This is a genomic window from Mongoliibacter ruber (assembly GCF_003003005.1).
Lineage (GTDB): Bacteria > Bacteroidota > Bacteroidia > Cytophagales > Cyclobacteriaceae > Mongoliibacter > Mongoliibacter ruber.
The window spans coordinates 26834-49645 of record NZ_PVTR01000002.1 but is presented as its reverse complement, the minus strand read 5'-3'; the positions used below and the strand labels follow the sequence as shown (position 1 = coordinate 49645).

The 22812-nt window shown below is 38.0% G+C and carries 24 protein-coding genes and 1 tRNA gene; 14 read left to right on the top strand and 11 right to left on the bottom strand.

Translation table 11 applies throughout. From position 1 onward, the window contains the following. Positions 1 to 12 precede the first annotated feature (12 nt). Positions 13 to 1644, bottom strand: coding sequence for a carbon starvation CstA family protein (locus CLW00_RS03550; protein ID WP_106132287.1), 1632 nt, complete (start codon positions 1642 to 1644; stop codon positions 13 to 15). A gap of 257 nt (positions 1645 to 1901) precedes the next feature. On the opposite strand from CLW00_RS03550, the gene accD reads away from it, so the two are divergent. The 7 genes from accD (at position 1902) to CLW00_RS03515 (ending at position 8551) form a co-directional block, all read left to right on the top strand. Next, entirely contained in the window at positions 1902 to 2744 is an 843-nt protein-coding gene (accD, locus tag CLW00_RS03545; protein ID WP_106132286.1) for an acetyl-CoA carboxylase, carboxyltransferase subunit beta, read from the top strand. A gap of 137 nt (positions 2745 to 2881) precedes the next feature. Continuing rightward, a complete protein-coding gene (nqrF, locus tag CLW00_RS03540) occupies positions 2882 to 4180 on the top strand; it encodes an NADH:ubiquinone reductase (Na(+)-transporting) subunit F (protein WP_106132285.1) in 1299 nt (432 codons plus the stop codon). 86 nt (positions 4181 to 4266) lie between these two features. Then, the gene (locus CLW00_RS03535; RefSeq protein ID WP_106132284.1) at positions 4267 to 5418 is read left to right on the top strand and encodes a formimidoylglutamase; all 1152 of its coding nucleotides are present in this window, start codon (positions 4267 to 4269) and stop codon (positions 5416 to 5418) included. Continuing rightward, a complete protein-coding gene (locus CLW00_RS03530) occupies positions 5419 to 5649 on the top strand; it encodes a cytochrome b5 domain-containing protein (protein WP_106132283.1) in 231 nt (76 codons plus the stop codon). It abuts the gene before it with no gap. A gap of 1 nt (position 5650) precedes the next feature. Further along, the gene (locus CLW00_RS03525; RefSeq protein ID WP_106132282.1) at positions 5651 to 6493 is read left to right on the top strand and encodes an N-acetylglucosamine kinase; all 843 of its coding nucleotides are present in this window, start codon (positions 5651 to 5653) and stop codon (positions 6491 to 6493) included. Further along, the gene (gene murQ / locus CLW00_RS03520) at positions 6490 to 7296 is read left to right on the top strand and encodes an N-acetylmuramic acid 6-phosphate etherase (protein WP_106132281.1); all 807 of its coding nucleotides are present in this window, start codon (positions 6490 to 6492) and stop codon (positions 7294 to 7296) included. Before CLW00_RS03525 ends, murQ begins: the two co-directional genes overlap by 4 nt. Before the next feature lie 103 nt (positions 7297 to 7399). Then, positions 7400 to 8551 carry a pseudouridine synthase gene (locus CLW00_RS03515; RefSeq protein ID WP_106132280.1) on the top strand — a complete coding sequence of 384 codons (1152 nt, stop codon included), beginning with the start codon at positions 7400 to 7402 and terminating at the stop codon, positions 8549 to 8551. Between the two features lie 293 nt (positions 8552 to 8844). Here CLW00_RS03515 and CLW00_RS03510 read toward each other — a convergent pair whose 3' ends face one another. The 7 genes from CLW00_RS03510 to CLW00_RS03480 all read right to left on the bottom strand — a co-directional run bounded on the left by CLW00_RS03510 (position 8845) and on the right by CLW00_RS03480 (position 13174). Then, a complete protein-coding gene (locus CLW00_RS03510; protein WP_146131363.1) occupies positions 8845 to 9429 on the bottom strand; it encodes a flagellar hook assembly protein FlgD in 585 nt (194 codons plus the stop codon). Positions 9430 to 9822: 393 nt separating this feature from the next. Further along, positions 9823 to 10413, bottom strand: a complete 591-nt coding sequence (locus CLW00_RS03505; RefSeq protein WP_106132278.1) for a hypothetical protein — start codon at positions 10411 to 10413, stop codon at positions 9823 to 9825. 414 nt (positions 10414 to 10827) lie between these two features. Continuing rightward, positions 10828 to 11313, bottom strand: a complete 486-nt coding sequence (locus CLW00_RS03500; RefSeq protein WP_106132277.1) for a DUF4252 domain-containing protein — start codon at positions 11311 to 11313, stop codon at positions 10828 to 10830. Between the two features lie 145 nt (positions 11314 to 11458). Beyond that, complete coding sequence (locus CLW00_RS03495; protein ID WP_106132276.1) at positions 11459 to 11983, bottom strand: DUF4252 domain-containing protein; 525 nt, start codon at positions 11981 to 11983, stop codon at positions 11459 to 11461. A 2-nt stretch (positions 11984 to 11985) separates the two neighbouring features. Next, positions 11986 to 12390 (bottom strand): hypothetical protein, encoded by a 405-nt coding sequence (locus tag CLW00_RS03490; protein WP_146131362.1) that lies wholly within the window; start codon positions 12388 to 12390, stop codon positions 11986 to 11988. Between the two features lie 13 nt (positions 12391 to 12403). Then, entirely contained in the window at positions 12404 to 12898 is a 495-nt protein-coding gene (locus tag CLW00_RS03485) for an RNA polymerase sigma factor (protein ID WP_106132274.1), read from the bottom strand. A gap of 203 nt (positions 12899 to 13101) precedes the next feature. Then, positions 13102 to 13174 (bottom strand) — tRNA-Phe (locus CLW00_RS03480). A 106-nt stretch (positions 13175 to 13280) separates the two neighbouring features. Between CLW00_RS03480 and CLW00_RS03475 the strand changes: the two genes are divergently transcribed. The 4 genes from CLW00_RS03475 to CLW00_RS03460 all read left to right on the top strand — a co-directional run bounded on the left by CLW00_RS03475 (position 13281) and on the right by CLW00_RS03460 (position 18395). Further along, the gene (locus CLW00_RS03475; RefSeq protein ID WP_106132273.1) at positions 13281 to 14615 is read left to right on the top strand and encodes a 4Fe-4S dicluster domain-containing protein; all 1335 of its coding nucleotides are present in this window, start codon (positions 13281 to 13283) and stop codon (positions 14613 to 14615) included. Between the two features lie 85 nt (positions 14616 to 14700). Then, a complete protein-coding gene (locus CLW00_RS03470; protein ID WP_106132272.1) occupies positions 14701 to 15492 on the top strand; it encodes a (Fe-S)-binding protein in 792 nt (263 codons plus the stop codon). A gap of 432 nt (positions 15493 to 15924) precedes the next feature. After that, positions 15925 to 16416, top strand: coding sequence for a hypothetical protein (locus CLW00_RS03465; protein ID WP_106132271.1), 492 nt, complete (start codon positions 15925 to 15927; stop codon positions 16414 to 16416). Positions 16417 to 16469: 53 nt separating this feature from the next. Then, complete coding sequence (locus tag CLW00_RS03460) at positions 16470 to 18395, top strand: CHU_0125 family OmpA-like outer membrane integrity protein (protein WP_106132270.1); 1926 nt, start codon at positions 16470 to 16472, stop codon at positions 18393 to 18395. A 422-nt stretch (positions 18396 to 18817) separates the two neighbouring features. Here CLW00_RS03460 and CLW00_RS03455 read toward each other — a convergent pair whose 3' ends face one another. From CLW00_RS03455 to CLW00_RS03445, 3 genes are all read right to left on the bottom strand, one after another. Next, positions 18818 to 19420 (bottom strand): DUF2179 domain-containing protein, encoded by a 603-nt coding sequence (locus CLW00_RS03455; protein ID WP_106132269.1) that lies wholly within the window; start codon positions 19418 to 19420, stop codon positions 18818 to 18820. A 171-nt stretch (positions 19421 to 19591) separates the two neighbouring features. Next, positions 19592 to 20095 carry a hypothetical protein gene (locus CLW00_RS03450; RefSeq protein WP_106132268.1) on the bottom strand — a complete coding sequence of 168 codons (504 nt, stop codon included), beginning with the start codon at positions 20093 to 20095 and terminating at the stop codon, positions 19592 to 19594. 58 nt (positions 20096 to 20153) lie between these two features. After that, positions 20154 to 20654, bottom strand: coding sequence for a regulatory protein RecX (locus tag CLW00_RS03445; protein WP_106132660.1), 501 nt, complete (start codon positions 20652 to 20654; stop codon positions 20154 to 20156). Between the two features lie 74 nt (positions 20655 to 20728). On the opposite strand from CLW00_RS03445, the gene tpiA reads away from it, so the two are divergent. The 3 genes from tpiA to CLW00_RS03430 all read left to right on the top strand — a co-directional run bounded on the left by tpiA (position 20729) and on the right by CLW00_RS03430 (position 22587). Next, positions 20729 to 21490 carry a triose-phosphate isomerase gene (gene tpiA / locus CLW00_RS03440; protein WP_106132267.1) on the top strand — a complete coding sequence of 254 codons (762 nt, stop codon included), beginning with the start codon at positions 20729 to 20731 and terminating at the stop codon, positions 21488 to 21490. An 87-nt stretch (positions 21491 to 21577) separates the two neighbouring features. Next, positions 21578 to 22408 carry a 50S ribosomal protein L11 methyltransferase gene (gene prmA / locus CLW00_RS03435; protein ID WP_106132266.1) on the top strand — a complete coding sequence of 277 codons (831 nt, stop codon included), beginning with the start codon at positions 21578 to 21580 and terminating at the stop codon, positions 22406 to 22408. Then, positions 22405 to 22587 (top strand): hypothetical protein, encoded by a 183-nt coding sequence (locus CLW00_RS03430; protein WP_106132265.1) that lies wholly within the window; start codon positions 22405 to 22407, stop codon positions 22585 to 22587. Before prmA ends, CLW00_RS03430 begins: the two co-directional genes overlap by 4 nt. The last annotated feature ends 225 nt before the right edge of the window (positions 22588 to 22812 follow it).

The window sequence follows — 22812 nt, the reverse complement described above, 5'->3', positions numbered from 1 at the left end:
TTTAATAGCCGTCTAAACTTTTACAGGACTTTCCACTTCTTTTTTCAGGCTTTTTCCTGCCAAAATGATCAAGGCAATGGAGAGTACAAATAATAGTGATGCAATAATTCCAAGAATATAGACCTCATTTTTAAAATTATTCCAAGCAAATAAACCGAGAGATGTTAGTGTTACTGAAAACATGAAGAACATTGGGATAGTCACAAATGAGGCGTTGATTTTTTGGCGGATGAGCCAAACCGCTATGGTCAATAGGGCCAAGGCTGCCAAAAGTTGATTTGCCGAACCGAAAATTGGCCAAAGTGTAGTAAAACCTCCTGAAGCCAAAAGCAGGACTGATAAAACGACCACGACACTGGTGGACAAATACCTGTTTGTGGAAAGTTTTTTTCCAACGGGATGTTTGATATCCTCGAAATATTCCTGCATGGTAAATCTTGCCAATCTTGTGCATGTATCTAGGGTCGTCAAAGCAAAAGCTGAAACTGTCAACGCTACGAATCCCACAGCAAAATTTTCTGATACTCCCAAGGTTGCAATCATATTCCCTAAGCCACTGGCAAAAAGGGGCACGGGGCCTTCCTCGCTCAGCCTGCCCAGGTATTCCCCTCTACTTAGCACGATTACTGCCGCAACGGAAATAATAGCCAAAAATGACTCAATCAGCATACCTCCAAATCCTACTATTTTGGCATCACTTTCTTTATCCAGTTGTTTGGATGTAGTGCCTGAAGCTACTAAGGAATGAAAACCACTTATAGCCCCACAGGCAATGGTTACAAATAATACAGGAAATAAATAACCTAGATTTTCGGCATTCAGGTGAACTTCTGTATCCATTTTAATCTCTGGATTGGCAATAAATACGCCGATCACTGCCGAAATTATCAATCCATATAAAAGGAAGCTGTTAAGGTAGTCTCTTGGCTGCAATAACATTGATACAGGGGTGACTGAAGCGATAAATGCATATGCTAAAAGAATATATACCCAATGTTGGTAAGACAATTCAAACGGAATGCTCATTCCCAGATAGACGAAGTAATACATCAATGCCACTCCTATTACAGAAATGATTACAAACCCGGTTTTACTATTTGAGAAAATTTTACTGACTAGCCCGAACACAATTGCTAGCAAAATAAATAAAATAGAAGCTGAAGCCACTCCTGCATTGCTGACAAAAGTCTTCGCGATAATATCAGCAAATACACCAATAATTAAGATCAAAGTCGAAAAGCTGAAAAGAATGAAAAGCTGTTTCCCACGTTGACCGATATTGTTTTGTATGATAACACCAATTGATTTTCCCTGATTTCTCAATGAAGCTGCCATGCTACCTAAGTCATGCACTGCACCGAAAAATATTCCTCCTATCAAGATCCAGATCACAGCGGGAATCCACCCAAAAGTGACGGCGATGATTGGCCCTACAATTGGCCCCGCCCCTGCAATAGATGCAAAATGATGCCCTAAGACCACTATAGGCTTACTTGGAACATAGTCAATCCCATCTTCAAAAGCGTGTGACGGTGCTTTTCTTTTGTCATCAAGTTTAAATTTTTTGTAAACATACTTTCCATATGTAAAGTATGCTGTCAGGAGCACTATGGCTGATACGCTAAGAAGTATGATTAAATTCATAGAGTGATTTAGGTTATCAACCATGAAGTTGGGCTAAATCAACAAAAAAACAAATCAAAATTATGTGTTTAACAATTTGAACTTCTTTCCTATTACCTATCAAGCTTTGTATAGTGGTTTTAGGGGTTATAATAAGCGTTTAAAGCGCTAGAATTGACGTCCGATCATGTAAGATCGGATTGCAAATTTTATTTAACCAAGAATACCTATAAATTTGTAGTCCCTGCAACAATAGTTTCGGGATAAAACATTTATTTATGGCTTGGTTTAAGAGAACAGATAAAGGCATCAAAACTTCCACTGAGGAAAAGAAGGATGCTCCTGATGGGCTTTGGTTTAAAACCCCAAAAGGCAATATTATCCATACCCGAGAATTGAAAAACAATTCCTACGTCTGCCCAGATGATGATTATCATGTGAAAATTGGGTCAAAAGAGTACTTCGAGATTCTTTTTGATGGCAATAACTTCAAGGAGTTGGATGCCAGTATGACCTCTGGTGATCCGTTGAAGTTTGTAGACAGCAAACCATACAATGCCCGAATTGAGGCGACTATAAGCAAAACCGAACTCAATGATGCAGTCAGGTCTGCAGTTGGGAAAATGAATGGTTTTGACATTGTGATCTCTTGCATGGACTTCAATTTTATTGGTGGATCCATGGGTTCGGTTGTTGGTGAAAAAATTGCAAGAGCAATCGACCACTCTTTAAAGAACAAAATTCCTTTTTTGATGATATCAAAATCCGGAGGTGCCAGGATGATGGAAGCCGGATTTAGTTTGATGCAGATGGCAAAAACTTCAGCCAAACTTGCATTGCTCGAAAAAGCGGGCATCCCTTACATTTCATTACTTACAGATCCAACAACTGGTGGAGTCACAGCTTCTTATGCCATGCTTGGTGATTTCAACATTGCAGAACCTGGCGCTTTGATAGGCTTTGCCGGACCACGGGTCATCAGAGAAACGATAGGAAAAGACCTGCCGAAAGGCTTCCAAAGTTCCGAATTTGTTTTGGAACACGGCTTCTTGGATTTTATCATCGATAGAAGGCAGTTGAAAAATAGGCTGACAACTTTACTCAAATTACTTAACAATTAAGCGCTCAGTTCGTTATCAATTTGTAATATAATTGGGGAAAATAAACACCTATTATTCCCTGATTAAATGATTTATAAATATATTTGTGAGCCTAAATCAGGTTTACATACTGAAATTAAAAGCAAAATAAAAATTAAATGGGTTCAGTAATTATCACATCGATAGTAGCATTTACAGTAATCTTATTGCTACTTGTTTTTATCCTGTTGTTTGCCCAGTCTAAGTTAGTTGCCTCTGGTGATGTACAGATCGTTATTAACAACGAGAAGACCATTACTACTTCAGCAGGTTCTACTTTATTAAGTACCTTGGGTAATAACAAAATCTTTCTTCCTTCTGCCTGTGGTGGAGGTGGTACTTGCGCGATGTGCAAGTGTATAATCGAAGAAGGTGGTGGCGAAGTATTGCCTACCGAAGAAGGTCACCTTAGCCGTGCTGAAAAGCAGTCTCAAGTGAGACTTACTTGCCAAGTAAAGGTGAAACAGGATATGAAAATTCGTATTCCAGATGAAATTTTCGGGATTAAGAAGTGGGAATGTGAAGTTATGTCTAACTATAACGTTTCTACCTTTATCAAGGAATTTAAAGTAAAATTACCTGAGGGAGAAACTTTGGATTTTGAATCTGGAGGGTATATTCAAATTGATGTTCCAGTTACTACTGTCAACTTCAAGGACATGGATATTACTCCGCATCCTGATCTAGGTCACCCTGAGGATGTTTACCAAAGCGATTGGGATAAATTTGGTCTTTGGGATCTTGTTATGAAAAATGACGAGGAAATCTTTAGAGCTTACTCTATGGCCAATCACCCAGCTGAAGGTAATATTATCATGTTGACGATTCGTATTGCTACTCCACCGTGGGATAGGGCCAATAACAAATGGATGGATGTTAATCCAGGTATTTGTTCTTCTTATGTATTCGGTAGAAAGCCTGGAGACAAAGTCACAATCTCGGGTCCTTATGGTGAATTCCATATCAACCCTACACAGAGAGAAATGATATATATTGGTGGTGGTGCAGGTATGGCTCCTTTGAGGTCTCATATATTCCACCTTTTCCATACTGAAAAGACTGACAGAAAAGTATCATACTGGTATGGTGGACGTTCCAAGAAAGAATTGTTCTACACACCTCAGTTCAGAGACATAGAAAAAGATTTTCCTAATTTCAATTTTCACATTGGACTTTCAGAGCCTTTACCTGAGGACAACTGGAAGCTAAAGAAAACTTTGGATGATAAAGAGGGTGATGGATATATAGGATTTATTCACCAAGTGTTGTATGATAACTACCTAAAAGATCACCCTGAGCCAGACGAAATTGAATATTATCTGTGTGGACCTCCATTGATGAATGCAGCAGTATTAAAGTTGCTAGATGATATGGGAATTCCTGAAGAGAACATCAGATTTGATGATTTCGGAGGTTAATAAAATTCGAGTCCCGCCCAGGCGGGACTTTTTTATTTGCCCTCTCATTTTTTTAAGTATTTTTGAATGAAGTATTCACCAGCACTATGAACCTAAAATCCTTCTTTGATCCTATCCCAGAATATGTCATCGATCAAACCTATTCCCATAATTCTTTTTTCAACTATATTCATTACTACGGAAATGTGTTCCCTGATATCAAAGGTGCTCAAATTGCCTTGGTTGGATTAAAAGACAGTAGAGGTGTAAAAATGGGTGATACTGTCGAAAGGGCAAGCTCTGAAATAAGAGAGAAGCTATTCCACCTTAAAAAAGCTGATGCACTTTATAAAGTTGTCGATTTGGGGGATTTAAAAGTAGGCGAAACTCGAGAGGAATCCATACAATACCTAAAAGCGGTGGGTGAGTTTTTGATGAAAAAACAGATTTTGCCGATTTATTTCGGAGGGACCCATGACCTCGACTATGGACAATATCTATCTTATGAAGGTTTGAAAAAGTTGGTGTCATTGGTCACCGTTGATGCTAAAATAGATATGGAAGAAGAAGGACAGGCTTCTGAAACCCATTCTCAGGAAATCATTTTACACCAACCTAATTTTTTATTCAATTATGGGCATATAGGTTACCAAAGCTTTTTGAATGATAAAGATTTGGTCAATGTAATCGAAAAGCTGTATTTTGATCATGTCCGCTTGGGGAGTTTAAAAAACAACCTCAAAGATGCAGAGCCTATTATCCGAAATGCGGATTTGATGAGTTTTGACGTAAGTGCCATCCAGTCATCGGATGCCCCAGGTGCCCTGGATGCTCAGCCATTTGGGTTGAGTGGAGAGGATGCTTGTCAGATTTGCAGGTTTGCTGGAATGAATGAAAAATTGTCCTCTATAGGCATATACGGTTATCAGCCTTACTATGATGACAACAGGAATAAAACAGCGTCTGTCATAGCCACGATGATTTGGTATTTTATTGAAGGGTTCTATAATCGAAAAGACAGTCTATCATTCAAGGGCAGCGATTATGTTAAATATACCGTATCTTTAGATACCAAACCCTCCATTATTGTATTCTATAAGAGTAGAAGGAGTGAAAAATGGTGGATGGAAGTGCCACAATCGGATACAGACAAATTTGACCGTTCCATGATTATTCCTTGCAGTTATAAGGACTATCAAATGGCTCAGACAGGTGAAATTCCAGAGAGATGGGTGAATGCCCAGTTAAAGCTCTTTTAAATGAAAACTTACACCAAACAACAATTGTCTCTCCGCAATGGACAGGACAGGCCTGAAATCTGGGTCGCCTATAAGGGCTTGATTTATGATGTATCAGCGTCAAGATTGTGGAAAAATGGTAAACATTACGAACATTGGGCGGGCCAGGATCTTACGGATGAATTGCCGGATGCACCCCATACTTCAGAGGTATTTGATAAATTTCTAGCCATAGGCTTATTGATGAATTGATATGATTTTAATTGCAGATAGTGGTGCCAGTAAAACAGACTGGAGAGTGATCAATGATAAAGGGGAGATCGGTCAACACAGAGGAATAGGTTTTAATCCCAATTACCAAACAGCTGCCGAAATGGTCAGTGAACTTCAAGATGATTTTTTACTTGACCTGAGAGCTGATATTGACATAATCTATTACTATGGGGCTGGTTGTACATCCAGTAAAAATAGGCAGCAGGTAGAAAACGCGCTAGGTAGCCTTTTCAAACATGCAGACATAAACATTGATCATGATCTTATGGCAGCAGCAAGGGCTACATGTGGCAGTGAATCAGGAATAGCCTGTATCCTAGGGACCGGGTCCAATAGCTGTGATTATGATGGTGAAGTGATTATTGCCAAAAGACCCGCTCCAGGCTATATTCTTGGAGACGAAGGGAGTGGGGCATATATTGGCAGAAAGTTTTTGGCTGACTTTATTCATGAAGAAATGCCTAAAAAAGTCAGAGAAAAAGTGTTAAATACTTTTCAGCTTGACAATGAAACTATTATTGAGAATGTTTACCAAAGACCATTCCCAGGAAGGTATATGGCGAGTTTTTGCAGGTTCATCACTGAAAACAAAAGCGACCCTTATTGCTACATGCTTTATTATGATGCATTTCAGAAATTTTTTAAAAAGCATGTCATGAAATACGACGATTACAAAAAGAAGCCAGTGAATTTTGTAGGCTCCATCGCATTTTATAATAGTGATATATTGAGAAGCGCTGCTTACGATGCCGATATCAAAGTAAATATTATTATTGAAGGTCCTATTGCAGGTCTTACACTTTACCATCAAAGTAAATTATGAGCACTACTGAAAGTACATCTCTTTACGACGCACTTGAAGAAATGAGCGTCAGAACCCTTTTGGAAAACATCAACCAAGAGGACCAAAAAGTAGCCACCGCAGTTGCAAAAGAATTAATTCCCATAGAGGCGTTGATTTCCCAAATAGTACCAAGAATGGAAAAAGGAGGCCGATTGTTTTACATTGGAGCCGGAACAAGTGGTAGGCTCGGGGTTTTGGATGCTTCCGAATGTCCGCCCACATATGGAGTGCCATTTGATTGGGTAGTTGGGATTATTGCAGGTGGAGACAAAGCTATCAGGAAGGCAGTAGAAAATGCAGAAGACGATCCCAGCCAAGCTTGGGAAGATATTCAGGAGTTTGGATTTAACGAGCAAGATACTGTAATTGGAATTGCGGCATCAGGAACTACACCTTATGTAATCGGAGGCGTGAAGGCCGCCAGAGAAGCGGGACTTCTTACTGGCTGCATTACTTGTAATTCTGGTTCACCATTGGCTGCAGCGGTTGAATATCCTGTTGAAGTTGTCGTAGGGCCTGAGTTTGTCACGGGAAGTACCAGGATGAAATCAGGAACAGCTCAAAAACTTGTGCTGAATATGATTTCCACTACCATTATGATCAAACTTGGAAGGGTCAAAGGCAATAAAATGGTTGATATGCAACTGTCCAATGAGAAATTGGTAAAGAGAGGTACCAGGATGATCATGGAATCCACAGGTCAGGATGAAGCCGAGGCCAAAATATCCTTGATGAAATATGGTTCTGTTAGAGAGGCAGTTGCGGCATTTTACAAGAAATGATTTTTTTACATATTCTTTACGTACCTTTGCTTCCCGTTTGAAATCAGGGACTTAAACCTGGACAAATGGAAATACTTAAATCCAGCAGAGATGCTGCAAGAAAATGAAAAAATACAATAGTAAGAATTCCGATTCTAAAAGAGAAAGCGGTTCAAAAAGGGATACTGGCCCTAAAAGAGATGGTCAAAAAAGTAAATTTGATCCCAAAAGAAAAAAAGAAGGTGATTCTCGTTATTCAAAAAGCGATACACGTTCTCAAGATGATTTTAAGAAAAAAAGCAGCTGGAAAGAAAACAGCACTCTGAAAAACAGTAAAGACGGAAAAAAAGAAAACGAAATAATCGGTGATGAAGCTGATTATAGAAGCGTCTACAAAGGAAGGGGAAAAAATCAAAAGCCTATTTTTGATAAAGTTCACAAATCTGAATTGGAAAAGGACAACCGTCCGAAAAGAAGATTCAAGAATCCGTTTGAGAACGAGGAATCTATAGAAAAGCCCAATTACAATTTTGAAAAAATTGAAAAAGAGCGCAACAAAAATCCCTCAGATGAAACAAGGTTGAATAAATACATTGCAAACTCTGGAGTTTGTTCTCGTAGAGAAGCCGATAATTTGATAGCCAAAGGTTTTGTAACTGTAAACGGGGAAGTAATCACTGAGCTAGGGTATAAAGTAAAAAGCGGAGAAAAAGTAACATATAAGGGTAAATTGCTAAATCCAGAAAAGCCGGTTTATATCCTCCTGAACAAACCCAAGGATTTCATCACTACCACTGATGATCCAATGGAGCGTAAAACGGTAATGAACCTGATCGAAAATGCTTGTGATGAAAGGGTATTTCCTGTCGGAAGGCTTGATAGAAATACAACAGGCCTTTTGCTTTTTACCAATGATGGAGAATTAGCCGCTAAACTTTCGCATCCTTCAAATCAGGTTAAGAAAATTTATCAAGTTTCCTTGGATAAGCCTTTGACCCAGAATGATGAAAAAGCAATTCTAGAAGGTCTTACTTTGGAAGATGGTGCTGTTACTGTGGATGATATGCAAGTGCTTTCTAAAGATAGGACTATCCTAGGTTTGGAAATCCATGTGGGTAGAAACCGTATTGTGAGAAGAATATTTGCTCACCTAGGTTATGATGTCATAGCCTTAGACAGGGTTCTATATGCTGGGTTAGATAAGAAAGATTTGCCTAGAGGAAGATATAGATTCTTGGCAGAGAAAGAGGTCGTGAGACTGAAATTCTTTTCCTGATCAGCATTACATTTATAAAAAAGGGCCCCTTGGATTTCCAATTGGCCCTTTTTTATTTGGCATGTAGAGAGATAATAGATCTCCTATCCTAATTCCAATTCATGTATATCCGCTTTCATACCAGTAGAATCTAATTAATAGAATTAACCTCTGATTTCGAACCAATAGAATAAATATCCAATATCTATTAATATCACTTTGCCAAAAAAACCTCGTTTAATTGATTAGTGGCATGATTACGGATAATCATATTCCAATTTAACTTGATTGGTAAAATCTAGAAAATTGGAAAGTCAGTTGATCTTATACCTATTGCTGTGGCCATCTATGCTCTGAATGGCGATTTCGAGATCTGCCATAGGGCTGACACCTTTAAGTCTATAAATCCTTTCAAGACCAGATGTACTGGAAACCTTTTCCTCATGAATCAATTTCCCGTTTTCAAAAGCAGAAACTGTAATGTCTGTAGGCATTAAGGAATTGAACCTCATTTTGACTTTGTTCCCTTCCACCCTTTCAAATTCAGAAAAAGCGACAGGCTTAGGTTTTTCTTTTTTTTCGTATTCCACCGGAATCCTTTTTACGACTTGCCCCTTTTCAACCACCTCTACCAAGTATTCTCCTGATCCGAGAGAAGAGAAGTCATAATACTTTGCAAATGAATTGTTTTTATTCAGTTTCTGAGATTTAACGATTCTGTTATTGGAATCATAGATGTTCACAAGTATCGGGCTTTGAGGAGCTGTTTTGTATCTGAATAAAGCTTTACCATCCTCTACTAGTTTTAAGGAAACAAGTGTTTCTTTCGGTTCTTCATTGATGGCTGAAGAAATTGAGAAGGTACCCATCAATAAGGCAATGGCTAATAAGTATTTCATGGCTTTCAATGTTTGGTTACAATTACCTCCCACGAATTCATAACATTCAGGTTTTGTGGGATTTAGATCGCTTGGTTTTGCAACAAACAAGAAATTGATATTTCCTGAAATCTTAATGTCAAGTGAAACAAAAATATTTTTAAATATTTTTGTAGGTTTTACAGAAGTATATTTTGATATCAATAGTAATTTCAAAAAATATAGTAGCTAAAACCCTTAAATAAATGGTATTACGTGCCTAGTGAAAAGATTCTCCAGTATTAAATATATTTAGGCTAGCTATAAAAAGAATAAAAGAGCTGTAGATAACACAGCTCTTTTTTTAACAGGTTTGAATTGAAGATTATCAATCATTATTGATTTGTTTACTCTTTACAAATCAAACGTCTCTAATTATTTGGTTGCAAGTAATTTGCTGAACCCATCTTGAGTCTGTACTATAAACTCAACATTTGAACTCGCATTTAATTTTACGAAAGAGTATAGTTTATGAAATCCATTGACGTTGTCAACACTTTCTTCATGAACCAACTGTCCGTTTTCGTAGACCAAGATAGAAAGATCAGTAGCGTGAAGTGAGTTCACAAGAAGTTTGAATTTATTGTTCCCTACTTTTTCTACTTTAGAGTATATCACTGGCTCGATTGTATTAGCCCTAAGATCCATTTCAAAACTATCTATTGTCTGATTGTTTTCAATCACCTCAATTTGATACTTGGCAGGTCTAAGAAGAGAGAAGTCATAGTACTTCGCAAAAGCTTCTTTTTTGTAGATCCTGTCTTTTTGAACCAAGGTATTGGACTCATCATAAATTTTTACAAGGATAGAACCACTCGGAACCAAACCGTACAATAGTTGAACTTTGTTGTCATCTACTTTTCTAATAGATACCGGAGACTTTACAGGGGTCTCATCATTTCTTGTTTCAGCAAAGGTACTTGTAGAAATACCCAATGCGACGATCATTGCGATTAACGTTTTCATAATTGTAGTATTTAATAGGTTTTTAAATTATTCTCTGATTTACCTTCTTTTCGGATTTTCCGAATATCAAATAATTGAAGGCAGGTTATTGTGGGGGATGTTGAATTTCAGTATTTCAACACTTCAAAGGTAAAATATGTTTCGGCTAATTACAAAAAATGCAAATAAATTCATGTTTTGTTAATGAATATGTAAAGAATATATCTAATTATTAATGATGTAAAAATCAATAAAATTTTTCCGCAATCGGTAACGGCAAGAATTTTTGTAGAAAATGCATGCGGAAAACCAAATAAAATTTTTTTTACTATAAAAAAATTAATTATTATGAAACAATCGATTGCGAATTCCCAAATTATAAAATATTAAGACAGTGATCTCGAGCATCACTGTCTTTTGGGTTTTTCAAAGTTTTTATTTTGAGGATTTTGTTACTTCAGACAACATTTTTGAATCAAAGTTGCCTTGCAATTCGAATACCATCATTTCCCCTTCATCGTCTTGAACCAATACTACTATATCAGAAATTTTACTTTGCCCTTTAGTGTAAATGCTTATCCCGTTTCGTTTCTCATGAAGCTCCATGGTAAGGTCAAAGCGTTCTTTTTCGAGCCCTTTTTGTAAAGCTTTAAATTCGGATTTAGCGATTTGTGAATTTACAGGAAGTTTAAACATCTTTAGCCTTTCCATGGAATTGGCGATGGCCTCTTTATGTCCATCCTCCAACTGAATGTTGAAGCCTTTTGCGAAATTCATAAAACTACCTCCCACGTCTAAGTGAAAAAAATTTTCATTGCTTTTGTATTTTTGATAAAGCGCTTCTACACTTTTGCTCTGGGCAAAACTGCTATTGGCAAAAAACAAAAGGATTGCAGTGATAATAAATAGTTGCTTTTTCATAGTGTTATGATTAATTATTTAATGTGTTTTGTACTTGAAATTTGAGTCGATCTTTTTCTTTTGTGTTAGACTTGTATTTGAAATATAGGAGCTCGTATTTGTCTTTTGAGCTTGCTAAAAAGTAAATCTCTTCTTTTTTCACCTTTTACTTCCCTTTATTATACTTGTCCATCCCAGGAATATTTGTTTTATCGGCCAGGATGTTCAGGTCCTGATAAGTGAAATTTCCCAACATGCTTAATAAGGTAAAGCTATCTTTAGAACCCGTAATCATGATGAGCTCTTTTACCCTGCCATTTTCTTCCCTTACCATAAACTTCACATTTGAATCCTTATCTGCCACGTCCATCAAATCCTCATAGAGGTTTTTATTGAGTGTATTCATGGCTTCTTGGTAGAGCCTATTACCACTTACCTTATCAGCACTTAATATTCTAATGCCTTTTACCTTTGTGATGAGCTCACCTAATTTTTGGGCTTCTTCATCTTTATTATCTCCGGTAGATTTTAGAAATCCTCCCGCCATCTGCATCATCTTTGGGCTGATGTAGACTCTGGAAAAATTATCATCCTCCATATATTTGGAGAAGAACTTGACGATCGCATCATCTTGAGCCTGAAGGCTTGAAATGACAAAACAAAGCAATATGGCGCTGATGTATTTTTTCATGATTATTTTGTTTCTTCAATGTTGAACAGCTCGTGGGTGGTGTTTAGGTGCTTGAATTCTCCCATAATTTGAATTTGGGAAGTGCCTTTTTGCATATTTTCCTGGATTAGGTCAAAAGCCTGCATTACTTCCATATACGCAAGCTTTTCCTGTCGCGCTTGATAAGAAGTATGTGCGAGCCATCCTGAAATCAGTATTAGTGTAAAGACTGCAGCATATGGAAGGTATTGCTTCCAAGAATTGCTTTTGTTCTTGGAAAGATGAATTGGTTTTCCTTGGATTTTGCCAAGTGAGCTGAGTCCTTGGAAAAAAGATTTTGCTTCTAAATGGCCTTCTGTTTCTGCCAGCAATTTCCTGATTTCAGCCTCTTCTTCGATACTGGTTTTTCCTTCCCAGTACTTACTCATAAGTGAATTAAGCCTATTTTCTTTCATGATTTTCCTTCGTTAAAAACTCGCGCAGAGCTTTTCTTGCCCTATGTAGGTTGACTTTTACTTGGTCGAGGGATATTTCCATGTACTCCGAAATTTCCTCATAAGTCAGGCCTTCAACCTCCCGGAGTTGAAAGACTTCTTTTTGCTTTTCAGGAAGAGATTCAAGAAACCTGAATACAAGTTTGATTTCTGTGCTCGTATCTTTTTCATCTTCCTCATCCTCGCATTCAGCATCCCAGTCCTCTAGTTTTTCAAATTTTTTATTGCTCCTGAACTGCAGTAAGCTTTCATTTTTAAGTGTCCTTACCATCCAGCCTTTGGGATTTTCCATTTTCTGAAGCGCATCTTTCCTTACCCAAGCCTTCTCAAAAGCATTTTGCAGTACATCCTGAGCTAGATCTCTGTCTTTGAGCCAGAGGTAAGCCATCCTGTACAGTTGGTTTTTGAGCGTTAGAATATGTGCTTCAAAAAATGTCTTCATTCAGGTAGATGATACATTGGTTTGACAAATGTTACAGCAATTTGATAAAAATTCAGAAATTAGATTGATTTTAAATAGTCGGCCAAAATAGTATGCATGCCTACTATTTATTATTTTGCACTATAAAGTATACAAGGAATGGATACAATGAACCAAATGAAACGCATAGAAATAAAAAAAGCCTCGAATTTCTTCGAGGCTTGTGGTGATGAGTGGATTCGAACCACCGACTCACGGATTTTCAGTCCGATGCTCTACCAACTGAGCTACATCACCGATTCCGTTTAAAGTGATGCAAAGGTAGATATTTGTACCTTTGATGCAAATCATTTTAGAAAAAAATATCATATAAACCCAATCAAAAAACGCTAAAATAAACAATATGAGCATTTTACCTCAGTTGATTTTTCTTCTTGTTTTTGCTTTAGCTGGCTTTATCATATACAAAAGAGTCAGTTTCCTAAGAAGAAGTATTTTCCTTGGCAAAAAGGAAGCCCGAAATGACAATCAGGATGAAAGATGGAAAACCATGATGCTGGTTGCCCTGGGTCAGAAAAAAATGTTCAAAAGACTCGGTCCGGCCTTTTTGCATCTGCTGATTTATGTGGCCTTTATCATTATCAATCTTGAAGTGCTGGAATTCATTATCGACGGATTATCTGGTCAGCACAGGATCTTTGCGCCCTTTTTAGGTGGCGTGTATAACGTAGCGATGAATATATTTGAATTCTTAGCTATAGCAGTACTGGTGTCCTGTTTTGCTTTTTTGATAAGAAGAAACATCATGAGGGTAGATCGCTTGGCAATGAAAGAGCTGAAAGGCTGGCCTGCTTTGGATGCCAATCTGATTCTGATTATTGAGATAGTGCTTATGTTTGCCATTTTGACCATGAATGCCACGGATCAAATTCTAGCAGAAAGAGGAGTAGAAAAGTATATTGCTTTGCAGGGACTTTTCTTCAGTGGGCTGATTCAACCAATATTCCAGGGAATGTCTGATGGGACGCTGATTTTTATAGAACGGTTTGCCTGGTGGTTCCATATTGTAGGAATACTTGCTTTTGCTATTTATGTGACCTATTCCAAGCACCTACATATTTTCTTGGCCTTCCCCAATACTTGGTATTCTAACCTGAAGCCAAAAGGTGAAATGAAAAATATGGATGAGGTGACCAACGAAGTCAATATGATGCTTGGCATTCAAACTGAAGCGACGGGTGAGCCACCTGCAGAAGTAGCAAGATTTGGAGCGAAGGATGTAAATGACCTTTCATGGGTCAATATTATGAATGCTTTTAGCTGCACAGAATGTGGTAGATGTACCGCTGAGTGTCCTGCGAATATTACAGGTAAAATCCTCTCCCCAAGAAAAATCATGATGGATGTGAGAGACAGGGCTGAAGAAGTTGTGAAAAGTATTGATGCAGGTGGGCAAGGGCTGGAAGACGGGAAATCACTCTTGGGTGACTACACTACCAAAGAAGAAATCAATGCCTGTACATCTTGCAATGCTTGCGTAGAAGCTTGCCCGGTCAATATTGATCCACTTTCGATAATCCTCCAAATGCGTAGATATGTCGCCATGGAGGAGTCTGGTTCGCCTGCACAGTGGAATGCAATGTTTCAAAATATGGAAACGAGTTTTTCCCCATGGAAATTTGCACCCACCGATAGGTTCAATTGGGCAGATCAAGTAAAAAATCAAGAAGCTGAATAGAAGCGAGTAACGTGAATCGAGATTTTAGACAGTCTCGCCTCTCGTTTCAATCTAAAATCTAAAATCTTAACTCTAAAATTCCAAAATGTCAACATATAAAGTACCCACCATGGCCGAAATGGCTGCTTCCGGCGATAGTCCAGAGATCCTATTTTGGGTAGGTTGTGCCGGATCTTTTGATGACCGTTACAAAGCGGTGACACAGGCTTTTGTAAAAATACTGAACAAAGTGGGTGTCAGTTTCGCTGTATTGGGACCTGAGGAAGCTTGTACAGGAGATCCAGCAAGAAGAGCTGGCAATGAATTTCTCTTTCAAATGCAAGCTGTTGCCAATATTCAAGTATTGAACGGCTATAATATAAAAAAAGTAGTGACGGCTTGTCCTCACTGTTTCAATACTATCAAAAACGAATACCCAGCTCTCGGCGGAAACTACGAGGTAATCCACCATTCCCAATTTTTACAACAATTGATCAATGAAGGAAAGGTGGCCCTTCAGGGTGGGGGTGAATTCAAAGGAAAGAAAATCACGTTTCACGATTCCTGTTTTTTAGGCCGGGCCAATAATGTATATGAAGCCCCGAGAGAGGTAATCAAGGCATTGGATGTAGAATTGGTTGAAATGAAACGTTGTCGTACCAAGGGGCTTTGTTGTGGGGCTGGAGGTGCGCAGATGTTCAAAGAGCCTGAACCGGGAAAAAAGGATATTAATATTGAACGTACCGAAGAAGCCTTGGCGACAGGTGCACAGGCAATAGCCGTTGGCTGTCCTTTTTGCCTTACGATGATGACAGATGGTGTCAAAAATAAAGACAAGGAGAATGATGTCCAAGTGTATGACTTGGCAGAGATGATTGCTAAGGATATGGGGATTTGATTTTAGGAAATCATTCCTTTTAATTGCCTAGACCTGCCAGTTTTTTTAAACGTGGCAGGTCTTTTTGGTTTTTCATCTTTCAAAATTTGATGGTAATGCCAAAAAATGTTCTAACTATAAATGATTCAATAAATGTGTAAGCCTGTATTTGTAATTCATTATTACTTGCATTGAGGATACAATTTTAAATTATTTCTAGTTTCTAATATTTGCCTTGACTTTGTTACACATAAAGAAATAAAATGACCTTTTAAATTTGCCATATTATTTGGGTACAAAAATCGCGGAATATGTAAAGTGCTTTGTTAAGTTCTGAACTTCTTTTAGAGGATCAATTCAAAACATACCTTCAATTCAATTTTCTACGTTATAAAGAAAGAACTAATTTGACCGAATTCTCCTTATTTTGGTGAACAATTTAACAGCCACAAGATGTATTTGGAATTTGAACATATGCCTGCACATGCCCGCATTTGGGTGTATCAATCTGACAGAAAGTTTACAGAAAGCGAAGTAGTCTGGGTCAAAGAGCGGTTGGAGGCTTTTTGTGATCAGTGGAATACGCATGGAGCAAAAATGCCCACCTCTTTTACCATTAAGTTTGATCAGGTCCTGGTATTGTCTGTGGATGAAAGTCAGCTGGGAGCAAGCGGATGTTCCATTGATAGCTCGGTAAGGACTCTGCGAGAAATAGAGCAACAGCTTGGAGTAAACCTCCTTGATCAAGGGAAAGTCGGTTTTTTAGCAAATGAGGACAATCTGGAGGTTAACTCCGTCTTTGGAATCAAAGAAAGTGTCCAAGCGGGATTGTTAAATCCTGAAACCCTAGTCCTCAATCCACTCGTAAAAGAAAAGGCTGACTTAGACAATAAGTGGCTCGTCAGCGCTAAAGAGAGCTGGTTAAACAAATACTTTAGGAATTAATTATATAATTATCCTATATTTAAAACATCGAGAAATTTATCTGGAGAATACACATGAAGCAATATGCTTTATTTCTTAGTTTGCTAATCCTTCTTTTTGGATCATGTACAAGCCTTTTTCAAAAAGGGCAAAATCAGTTTGCGGGAGGTGAATATCAATTGGCGATCAGTACTTTTTCAAAAGTACTCGAAGATGACCCTGATAATAAGGAAGCTAACTTTTATGTAGCAGAGAGCTACAGGCTTTCCAATCGAATAGAAAAATCCCAGGCCTATTATGAAAAACTTGTAGAGGAGGAAGAATCTTTTGAATCTTATTATAGATTGGGTCAAAGCTATAAAAGCCAAGGTAAATATGAAGAAGCGGAAAAGGCATTTTCCAAAGCAAAAGATTTAACACTCGACGACAATTTTCAGAGACAATTGGACCTTGAGTTAAATAGTCTCAAAAGTGTAGAAGATATTGAAGACTACTTCCCATACCTGGAAGTTGAAAATTACAGCCTGCTAAATACTTCCGGTACTGATTATTCACCTGTTTTCAGTGAAGGCTTTATTTATTTTACCAGCAGCAGAACTGGAGGAGGGATTTATCCGGCTACAGGAGTCCCATATACAAAAATCTATAGAGCGCGTGCTGATGGGATAAAAGTGGATGTGCAGAATGTACAGGAAATGCCCGAGTTCAGAAATGAAGATGGGCTGAATCAAGGGGCTATAGCCATTAGCCCTGATGGCAACACGATTGTTTATGCACGTGGAAATTCCAGGTCCAACAGAGATCTTCCTGATGTACATTTATTTGCCAGTTACTTTAGAGGTGGAGGATTTACCCAACCTATATGGATGCCTGTCAATGAAGATGAATTTTGGTTTAATTCCACACCAGCATTTAGTCCTGATGGAGAAGTACTCTACTTCACTTCCAATAGAGATGGGGGAAGAGGCGGGTTGGACTTATACAAAGCAACCAAACTTGCTAATGGAGATTTTGGCAATGCTGTCAACCTTGGGCCTCAAATCAATACTCCCGGTAACGAAATGTTTCCTTATGTAGCACCTGATGGAAAGCTTTTCTTTGCTTCAGACGGACATCCGGGCTTTGGAAAGCTTGATATATTTGTCGCAGAACAGACCGAAAAAGGCTGGGAAGTCAAAAATCTTGGGCCAAATGTGAACACTATCGCAGACGATTTTGGAATACACTTCACCAAGTATCCTACTGAAGGGTTTTTATCTTCAAATAGGGCTGGCGGAGAAGGAGATGATGATATTTATTATTTTGAAGACAAAACACCAAAGCCCAAAATCGTCAATGTTTTGTTGAATGTAACCACCAAAGAGAAAAAGGATGATGGTTCGGAAGAGACATTACCACAAACAAGGGTAGTGCTCTACGACCAAAGCAACAAAAATATTGGAGGTGATTTCTCTAACCAAAGCGGCCGGTTGAGATTTACCCTTACTCCAAATCAAACTTTCTCTTTAATTGCTTCCAAAACAGGATATTTTACCAAAACAGTCAATTATAGTACTGTGGGTAAGACTCCAAATCCAGAAGATTTGATACAGGACGTTACCAATATTGTTTTGGATACCACTATTGTATTGGATCCTTTGATTCTGGAAAGGTCCATTGTCTTAGACAACATCTATTATGATTTGGACAAAGCGGATATCAGGCCGGATGCAGCCCAAGAGTTGGATAAGTTGGTTCAGATCCTTAAAGACAACCCATCAATCCGAATAGAACTGAGTTCACACACAGACGCAAGGGCCACAGATGCTTATAATGATGCCTTATCCCAGCGAAGAGCAGAATCTGCAGTAGCTTATATTGTTTCACAAGGAATTGACGAGGATAGATTGGTGGCGAAAGGTTATGGAAAGAGACAGCTGATCATCGAAAATGCCCAGACCGAGGAAGACCATCAGGTGAATAGAAGAACCGAATTTAAAGTGATTGAGTTATTGGATTAGAGATTAAAAATTTAATCTAGTATTTAGGTCAGCAATGTCTTCGGCAATCATCAGTAGTTTAGTTTATTAGTTTTCCGATATTCATTAATATCTGCTCTCCGGGAGGCGAGTAGAATCCGACACGTTTGACAAGCTATTCACGGATATTGGTTCTAAACTGGATGTTGAATTTATAAAATTTGGCTAATGACATAATTGCATATAATTTAATTATTAAATAGATAGCCCTTTGCAGTAATTGCAGAGGGCTATTTATTTGGCGATATGATTATATGCTACTTTGCCAGTAGATTATAATTCTGGTATTAATGTTTGATTTAGATCAATATCTAATATCAATTAATATCGAAATGAATCAAAGAGAACTCTCTTCTTCAAATACTGGTAACATTCCGTATATACATTTTGGGCTAAATGATTTCTTATTTCCTTAGCCTACTCCAGACTTTAGTCGTAAACTTTGGCCTATCTTCCATGGCGTTAAAATCATCTTCGCTGATCCGCTTTACACTTTCGATGGTGTAAAATGCTTTGTCATTAAATTCCTTGATTTTTGGGATATAGGTTTTTAAATCTTCCCTCTTCATAACTGTAAAAAGTAGGTTTACTTTTCCAAACCTTCCCTCGGCTCCTACACTTGTAAACCTGTAATTTCTTTCCTTCATATATTCAATCAATTCCGGCATAGGTGCCGGTGTAATTACCCTGACCAAAACCCTTCCCAGAGCAAGTTTTTCCTCAATGGTCATGCCCACATAGGTACCCATGGCAAATCCGCCTGCATATGCAAAATAAGACATGGGGTTATTGATATTTTGAAAAATCTGTCCAATTGCCAAAAGCCAAATTAAGGCCTCAAAAAAGCCAAGTATAGGCGCCACATTCTTTTTGCCGTTGAGGACAAACATTATCCTTAAGGTATTGATAGATACATCCGTGACCCTTGCCATAAAGATCAACAAGGGCATGATCACGTAATTGAATAAGTCTTGGGAAATTCCAAAATTCAGAAAATACTCCTGCATGGTGCTAATTTTTACAACAAAGGTACGGTACGCAAATACCATTCCCTAAAAAAACCAAATTAGCTTCCGATTTTGGTGATATATTTTTTGGTTACCATCCCTGATGCTAAATAGGATACTGATAAAAAATATGTCTAACTAGGATGATTTATAAAATAATCAGAATCAAACTCAGGCAATTTTCAGCTTTAGCTCACCTTTTCTCTTTACAATTTTAAGGTCAAAATACTGGTTGATGAATGCTTTACAGTGATTTTCAGACCATTCAGCACGTGAATCAGAGTCAAAAAGTATGGTCATTCTCAGCATTGTTTTGACATATTGTTCGTGCATTCCCAATTCACGCGTCCAATTCAACAATTGGTTTGACCAATCATCTTTGAATTTGTCTAGATGAGACCTGCCGTCGAAAAGCAATTCCAACTGGTTGTCACCGTTTTTGAATCTGTATATACCGCAAAGTTGACGGTAAATCATTTGTAACCTGTCTTTGGGGTAGTGATGAGTGTCCAGAATTCTCACAAAAGTCTCATCCATCAGCATCAAAGGGTTGTATAGCTGCGTGTATGATTTTTTTAGCTCAAAAACCATCATTTCTACCAACTGATCTTCAAGTACAGATTGTGCTTGTCTTAGAAGGTAATTTTTGTCTAAAGGGAATAATTTCTGAATCATCTCAAAGTCAAAACTCCTGCAAAATAGCCTTTTGGCTTCAATAAATAAAGTTTTGTCATCAATTTAACTCCTCCAATGCACTTTGGATCAAGTCCATTTCAAATCCCCTACCCATCAAATATTGTGTTGTTTTGTACCGTTTTTTAAATTCATCTTGCTCTTTGATGGAATAGTATTTTTTTTCGGTTTCCCTTTTTAATATTTCCCAATATTCTTCTGGGTCAATTTCTTTGAGACCCGACTTGATACAATATGGGCTAACTTGTTTTTGCTTTAATTCTAGCTGTATCCTATTTCGTCCCCACTTTTTCAACCTGTATTTTCCCCTCACAAAAGATTGGGCAAATCTTTCTTCGTTCAAAAAACCCTCTGAAATCATTTCAGCAATCAAATCCTCCGCCTTGTCACCATAGACCCCTTTTTCATACAATTTATTCCTGACTTCCATTTGACACCTGTCCTGATAAGCACAATATGCAGCGATTTTGATTTTTGCTTCTTGCAACGACCAGTACTTTTTAGGTTTATCAAACGGATTATCTTTTCTTGGGAAGGACATTTTGTGTAATTTTATCCCAAAGTAACTGTAAGTGTTATTTTTTTCAAATCTATTCATCAAACCATTAAACAATCATGCGAAAGAATATAGTAGCGGGTAACTGGAAAATGAACTTGAATTTCGAAGAAGGTCAAAAGCTGACTTCAGAAATTGTCAATATGCTCAAAGATGAAAATGTGAAGGATGTGACTGTGGTCCTCAACCCTCCTTTTGTGCACCTCCATTCAGTCAAAAAACTGATTGGCGATACACCTAACTTATTTTTGGGATCACAAAATTGTTCTGATAAAGAGTCAGGAGCCTATACAGGTGAAACTTCAGCTGGGATGTTAGCCTCTTTTGGTGCAAAGTTCGTGATCATCGGTCATAGTGAAAGAAGAGAATACTTTGCTGAATCTAACCAACTGCTTACCGAAAAAACAAAGCAAGCGTTGGCTAATGGGTTGACACCAATTTTCTGCTGTGGAGAACCTTTGGAAATACGTGAAGCTGGTACGCATGAAGATTATGTGAAAAACCAATTGACAGAAAGTCTTTTTGGGTTTACAACTGAAGAAATGTCAAAAATTGTTCTTGCCTATGAGCCGATTTGGGCAATAGGTACAGGAAAAACGGCCAGTTCGGACCAAGCACAAGAAATGCATGCGGCCTTGAGGTCTCATATCGCCTCTAAGTTTGGGGAAGAGATTGCAGGCAACCTATCTATTCTCTATGGCGGTTCGGCAAAGCCGGACAATGCCAAGGAATTGTTCAGTAAGCCTGATGTAGATGGTGGTTTGATAGGAGGAGCATCTCTTAAGTCTAGAGACTTTGTTGAAATTGTGAAATCATTTTAAATAATTCCCCATATATTTTCACCCGGAGCAGCAGGCGACTTAAAAGTCGAAACCCAGGCTTCGGGTGTTTTTTTACCCAACGCAATCATGCAATACCTAGAATTTAAGATCAGCTGTAAGGAACCATTTCGTGAAATTTTAATTGCCGAATTAGCTGAAATTGGCTTTGATTCCTTTTTGGAAACTGATCAGGGGATAGATGCTTACATAGAAGAAAGTCAATTTCACAGAGATACCTATCAGGAAATCTATGATAAGTATGTAGATTCCGCTTCTTTGACTGTAGAGGAAGGCTTGATGGATAAGGTCAATTGGAATGAGGAGTGGGAAAAACACTATGATCCTATTATGGTGGGTGACAAGGTGTATGTAAGGGCTTCTTTTCATGAAGCAAAACCTGAGTTTGAATATGAGATCCTGATCAATCCCAAGATGTCATTTGGGACAGGGCATCATGCCACTACTTATTTGATGATTTCACATCAGTTGGATGTAGATCATGAGGGAAAAAGGGTATTGGATATCGGTGCAGGTACTGGCATATTGGCGATTATGGCTCATAAGCTAGGTGCAGCGCATGTGGAGGCTTTTGATATCGATGAGTGGTGTGTAGAAAATGGGGATGAGAACTTCGACCTCAATGGAATGCAGGATGTCAGGATGGGCAAGGGAACGGTCCGAGAAGTCAAGCCTCAAGGGGAATTTGATATCGTTTTGGCTAATATCAATAAAAATGTACTGCTTGATGAAATGGAAGTATATTCCAAGTTGGTTACAAATGGTGGGAAGCTATTTTTGAGTGGATTTTATGAGCATGATATCGTCGATATCGAAGCCAAAGCCAATCAATATGGTTTGGAAAAAATAGGACAAAAATCAAAAGACAATTGGGCAGCATTGCTCTTGATAAGGAAATGACAGAATTAATCACCTACGCAATCATATTTCTATTGCTCATTGGCCATACCCTAATGGCTTCCAAAATGTACAGTGCTGTGCATAAAGATGAGTCACTCAACCTCCGTGAAAAGAACGATTGGAAGTTGAAGGCCTTGGTATTTCCGGTTTATTTTTGGGGAAAGTATAAGAATCGATAAAAATCCATTGTAAACATCTTTGCTAAAAATATCATTATTCTGTAACAATGGATGTTTCGGATCAATATCGTTTTATATCCAATATCAATCAATATCGAACTGATGTACAAAGAAGATTTCCACTTAATTATATGTATAATTCAGTAAATGCATAAAAGTCCAGTATCTGATTTTTACAGTTCAGTAAGCTGATCCTGCAGTTCAGTAGACTTTAATTTTTAGATC

Excerpts from the sequence above, each read along its gene's own strand:
- CLW00_RS03550 (WP_106132287.1), bottom strand. The coding sequence starts at position 1,644 with ATGAATTTAATCATACTTCTTAGCGTATCAGCCATAGTGCTCCTGACA.
- accD (WP_106132286.1), top strand. The coding sequence starts at position 1,902 with ATGGCTTGGTTTAAGAGAACAGATAAAGGCATCAAAACTTCCACTGAG.
- nqrF (WP_106132285.1), top strand. The coding sequence starts at position 2,882 with ATGGGTTCAGTAATTATCACATCGATAGTAGCATTTACAGTAATCTTA.
- CLW00_RS03535 (WP_106132284.1), top strand. The coding sequence starts at position 4,267 with ATGAACCTAAAATCCTTCTTTGATCCTATCCCAGAATATGTCATCGAT.
- CLW00_RS03530 (WP_106132283.1), top strand. The coding sequence starts at position 5,419 with ATGAAAACTTACACCAAACAACAATTGTCTCTCCGCAATGGACAGGAC.
- CLW00_RS03525 (WP_106132282.1), top strand. The coding sequence starts at position 5,651 with ATGATTTTAATTGCAGATAGTGGTGCCAGTAAAACAGACTGGAGAGTG.
- murQ (WP_106132281.1), top strand. The coding sequence starts at position 6,490 with ATGAGCACTACTGAAAGTACATCTCTTTACGACGCACTTGAAGAAATG.
- CLW00_RS03515 (WP_106132280.1), top strand. The coding sequence starts at position 7,400 with ATGAAAAAATACAATAGTAAGAATTCCGATTCTAAAAGAGAAAGCGGT.
- CLW00_RS03510 (WP_146131363.1), bottom strand. The coding sequence starts at position 9,429 with ATGAAATACTTATTAGCCATTGCCTTATTGATGGGTACCTTCTCAATT.
- CLW00_RS03505 (WP_106132278.1), bottom strand. The coding sequence starts at position 10,413 with ATGAAAACGTTAATCGCAATGATCGTCGCATTGGGTATTTCTACAAGT.
- CLW00_RS03500 (WP_106132277.1), bottom strand. The coding sequence starts at position 11,313 with ATGAAAAAGCAACTATTTATTATCACTGCAATCCTTTTGTTTTTTGCC.
- CLW00_RS03495 (WP_106132276.1), bottom strand. The coding sequence starts at position 11,983 with ATGAAAAAATACATCAGCGCCATATTGCTTTGTTTTGTCATTTCAAGC.
- CLW00_RS03490 (WP_146131362.1), bottom strand. The coding sequence starts at position 12,390 with ATGAGTAAGTACTGGGAAGGAAAAACCAGTATCGAAGAAGAGGCTGAA.
- CLW00_RS03485 (WP_106132274.1), bottom strand. The coding sequence starts at position 12,898 with ATGAAGACATTTTTTGAAGCACATATTCTAACGCTCAAAAACCAACTG.
- CLW00_RS03475 (WP_106132273.1), top strand. The coding sequence starts at position 13,281 with ATGAGCATTTTACCTCAGTTGATTTTTCTTCTTGTTTTTGCTTTAGCT.
- CLW00_RS03470 (WP_106132272.1), top strand. The coding sequence starts at position 14,701 with ATGTCAACATATAAAGTACCCACCATGGCCGAAATGGCTGCTTCCGGC.
- CLW00_RS03465 (WP_106132271.1), top strand. The coding sequence starts at position 15,925 with ATGTATTTGGAATTTGAACATATGCCTGCACATGCCCGCATTTGGGTG.
- CLW00_RS03460 (WP_106132270.1), top strand. The coding sequence starts at position 16,470 with ATGAAGCAATATGCTTTATTTCTTAGTTTGCTAATCCTTCTTTTTGGA.
- CLW00_RS03455 (WP_106132269.1), bottom strand. The coding sequence starts at position 19,420 with ATGCAGGAGTATTTTCTGAATTTTGGAATTTCCCAAGACTTATTCAAT.
- CLW00_RS03450 (WP_106132268.1), bottom strand. The coding sequence starts at position 20,095 with ATGATTCAGAAATTATTCCCTTTAGACAAAAATTACCTTCTAAGACAA.
- CLW00_RS03445 (WP_106132660.1), bottom strand. The coding sequence starts at position 20,654 with ATGTCCTTCCCAAGAAAAGATAATCCGTTTGATAAACCTAAAAAGTAC.
- tpiA (WP_106132267.1), top strand. The coding sequence starts at position 20,729 with ATGCGAAAGAATATAGTAGCGGGTAACTGGAAAATGAACTTGAATTTC.
- prmA (WP_106132266.1), top strand. The coding sequence starts at position 21,578 with ATGCAATACCTAGAATTTAAGATCAGCTGTAAGGAACCATTTCGTGAA.
- CLW00_RS03430 (WP_106132265.1), top strand. The coding sequence starts at position 22,405 with ATGACAGAATTAATCACCTACGCAATCATATTTCTATTGCTCATTGGC.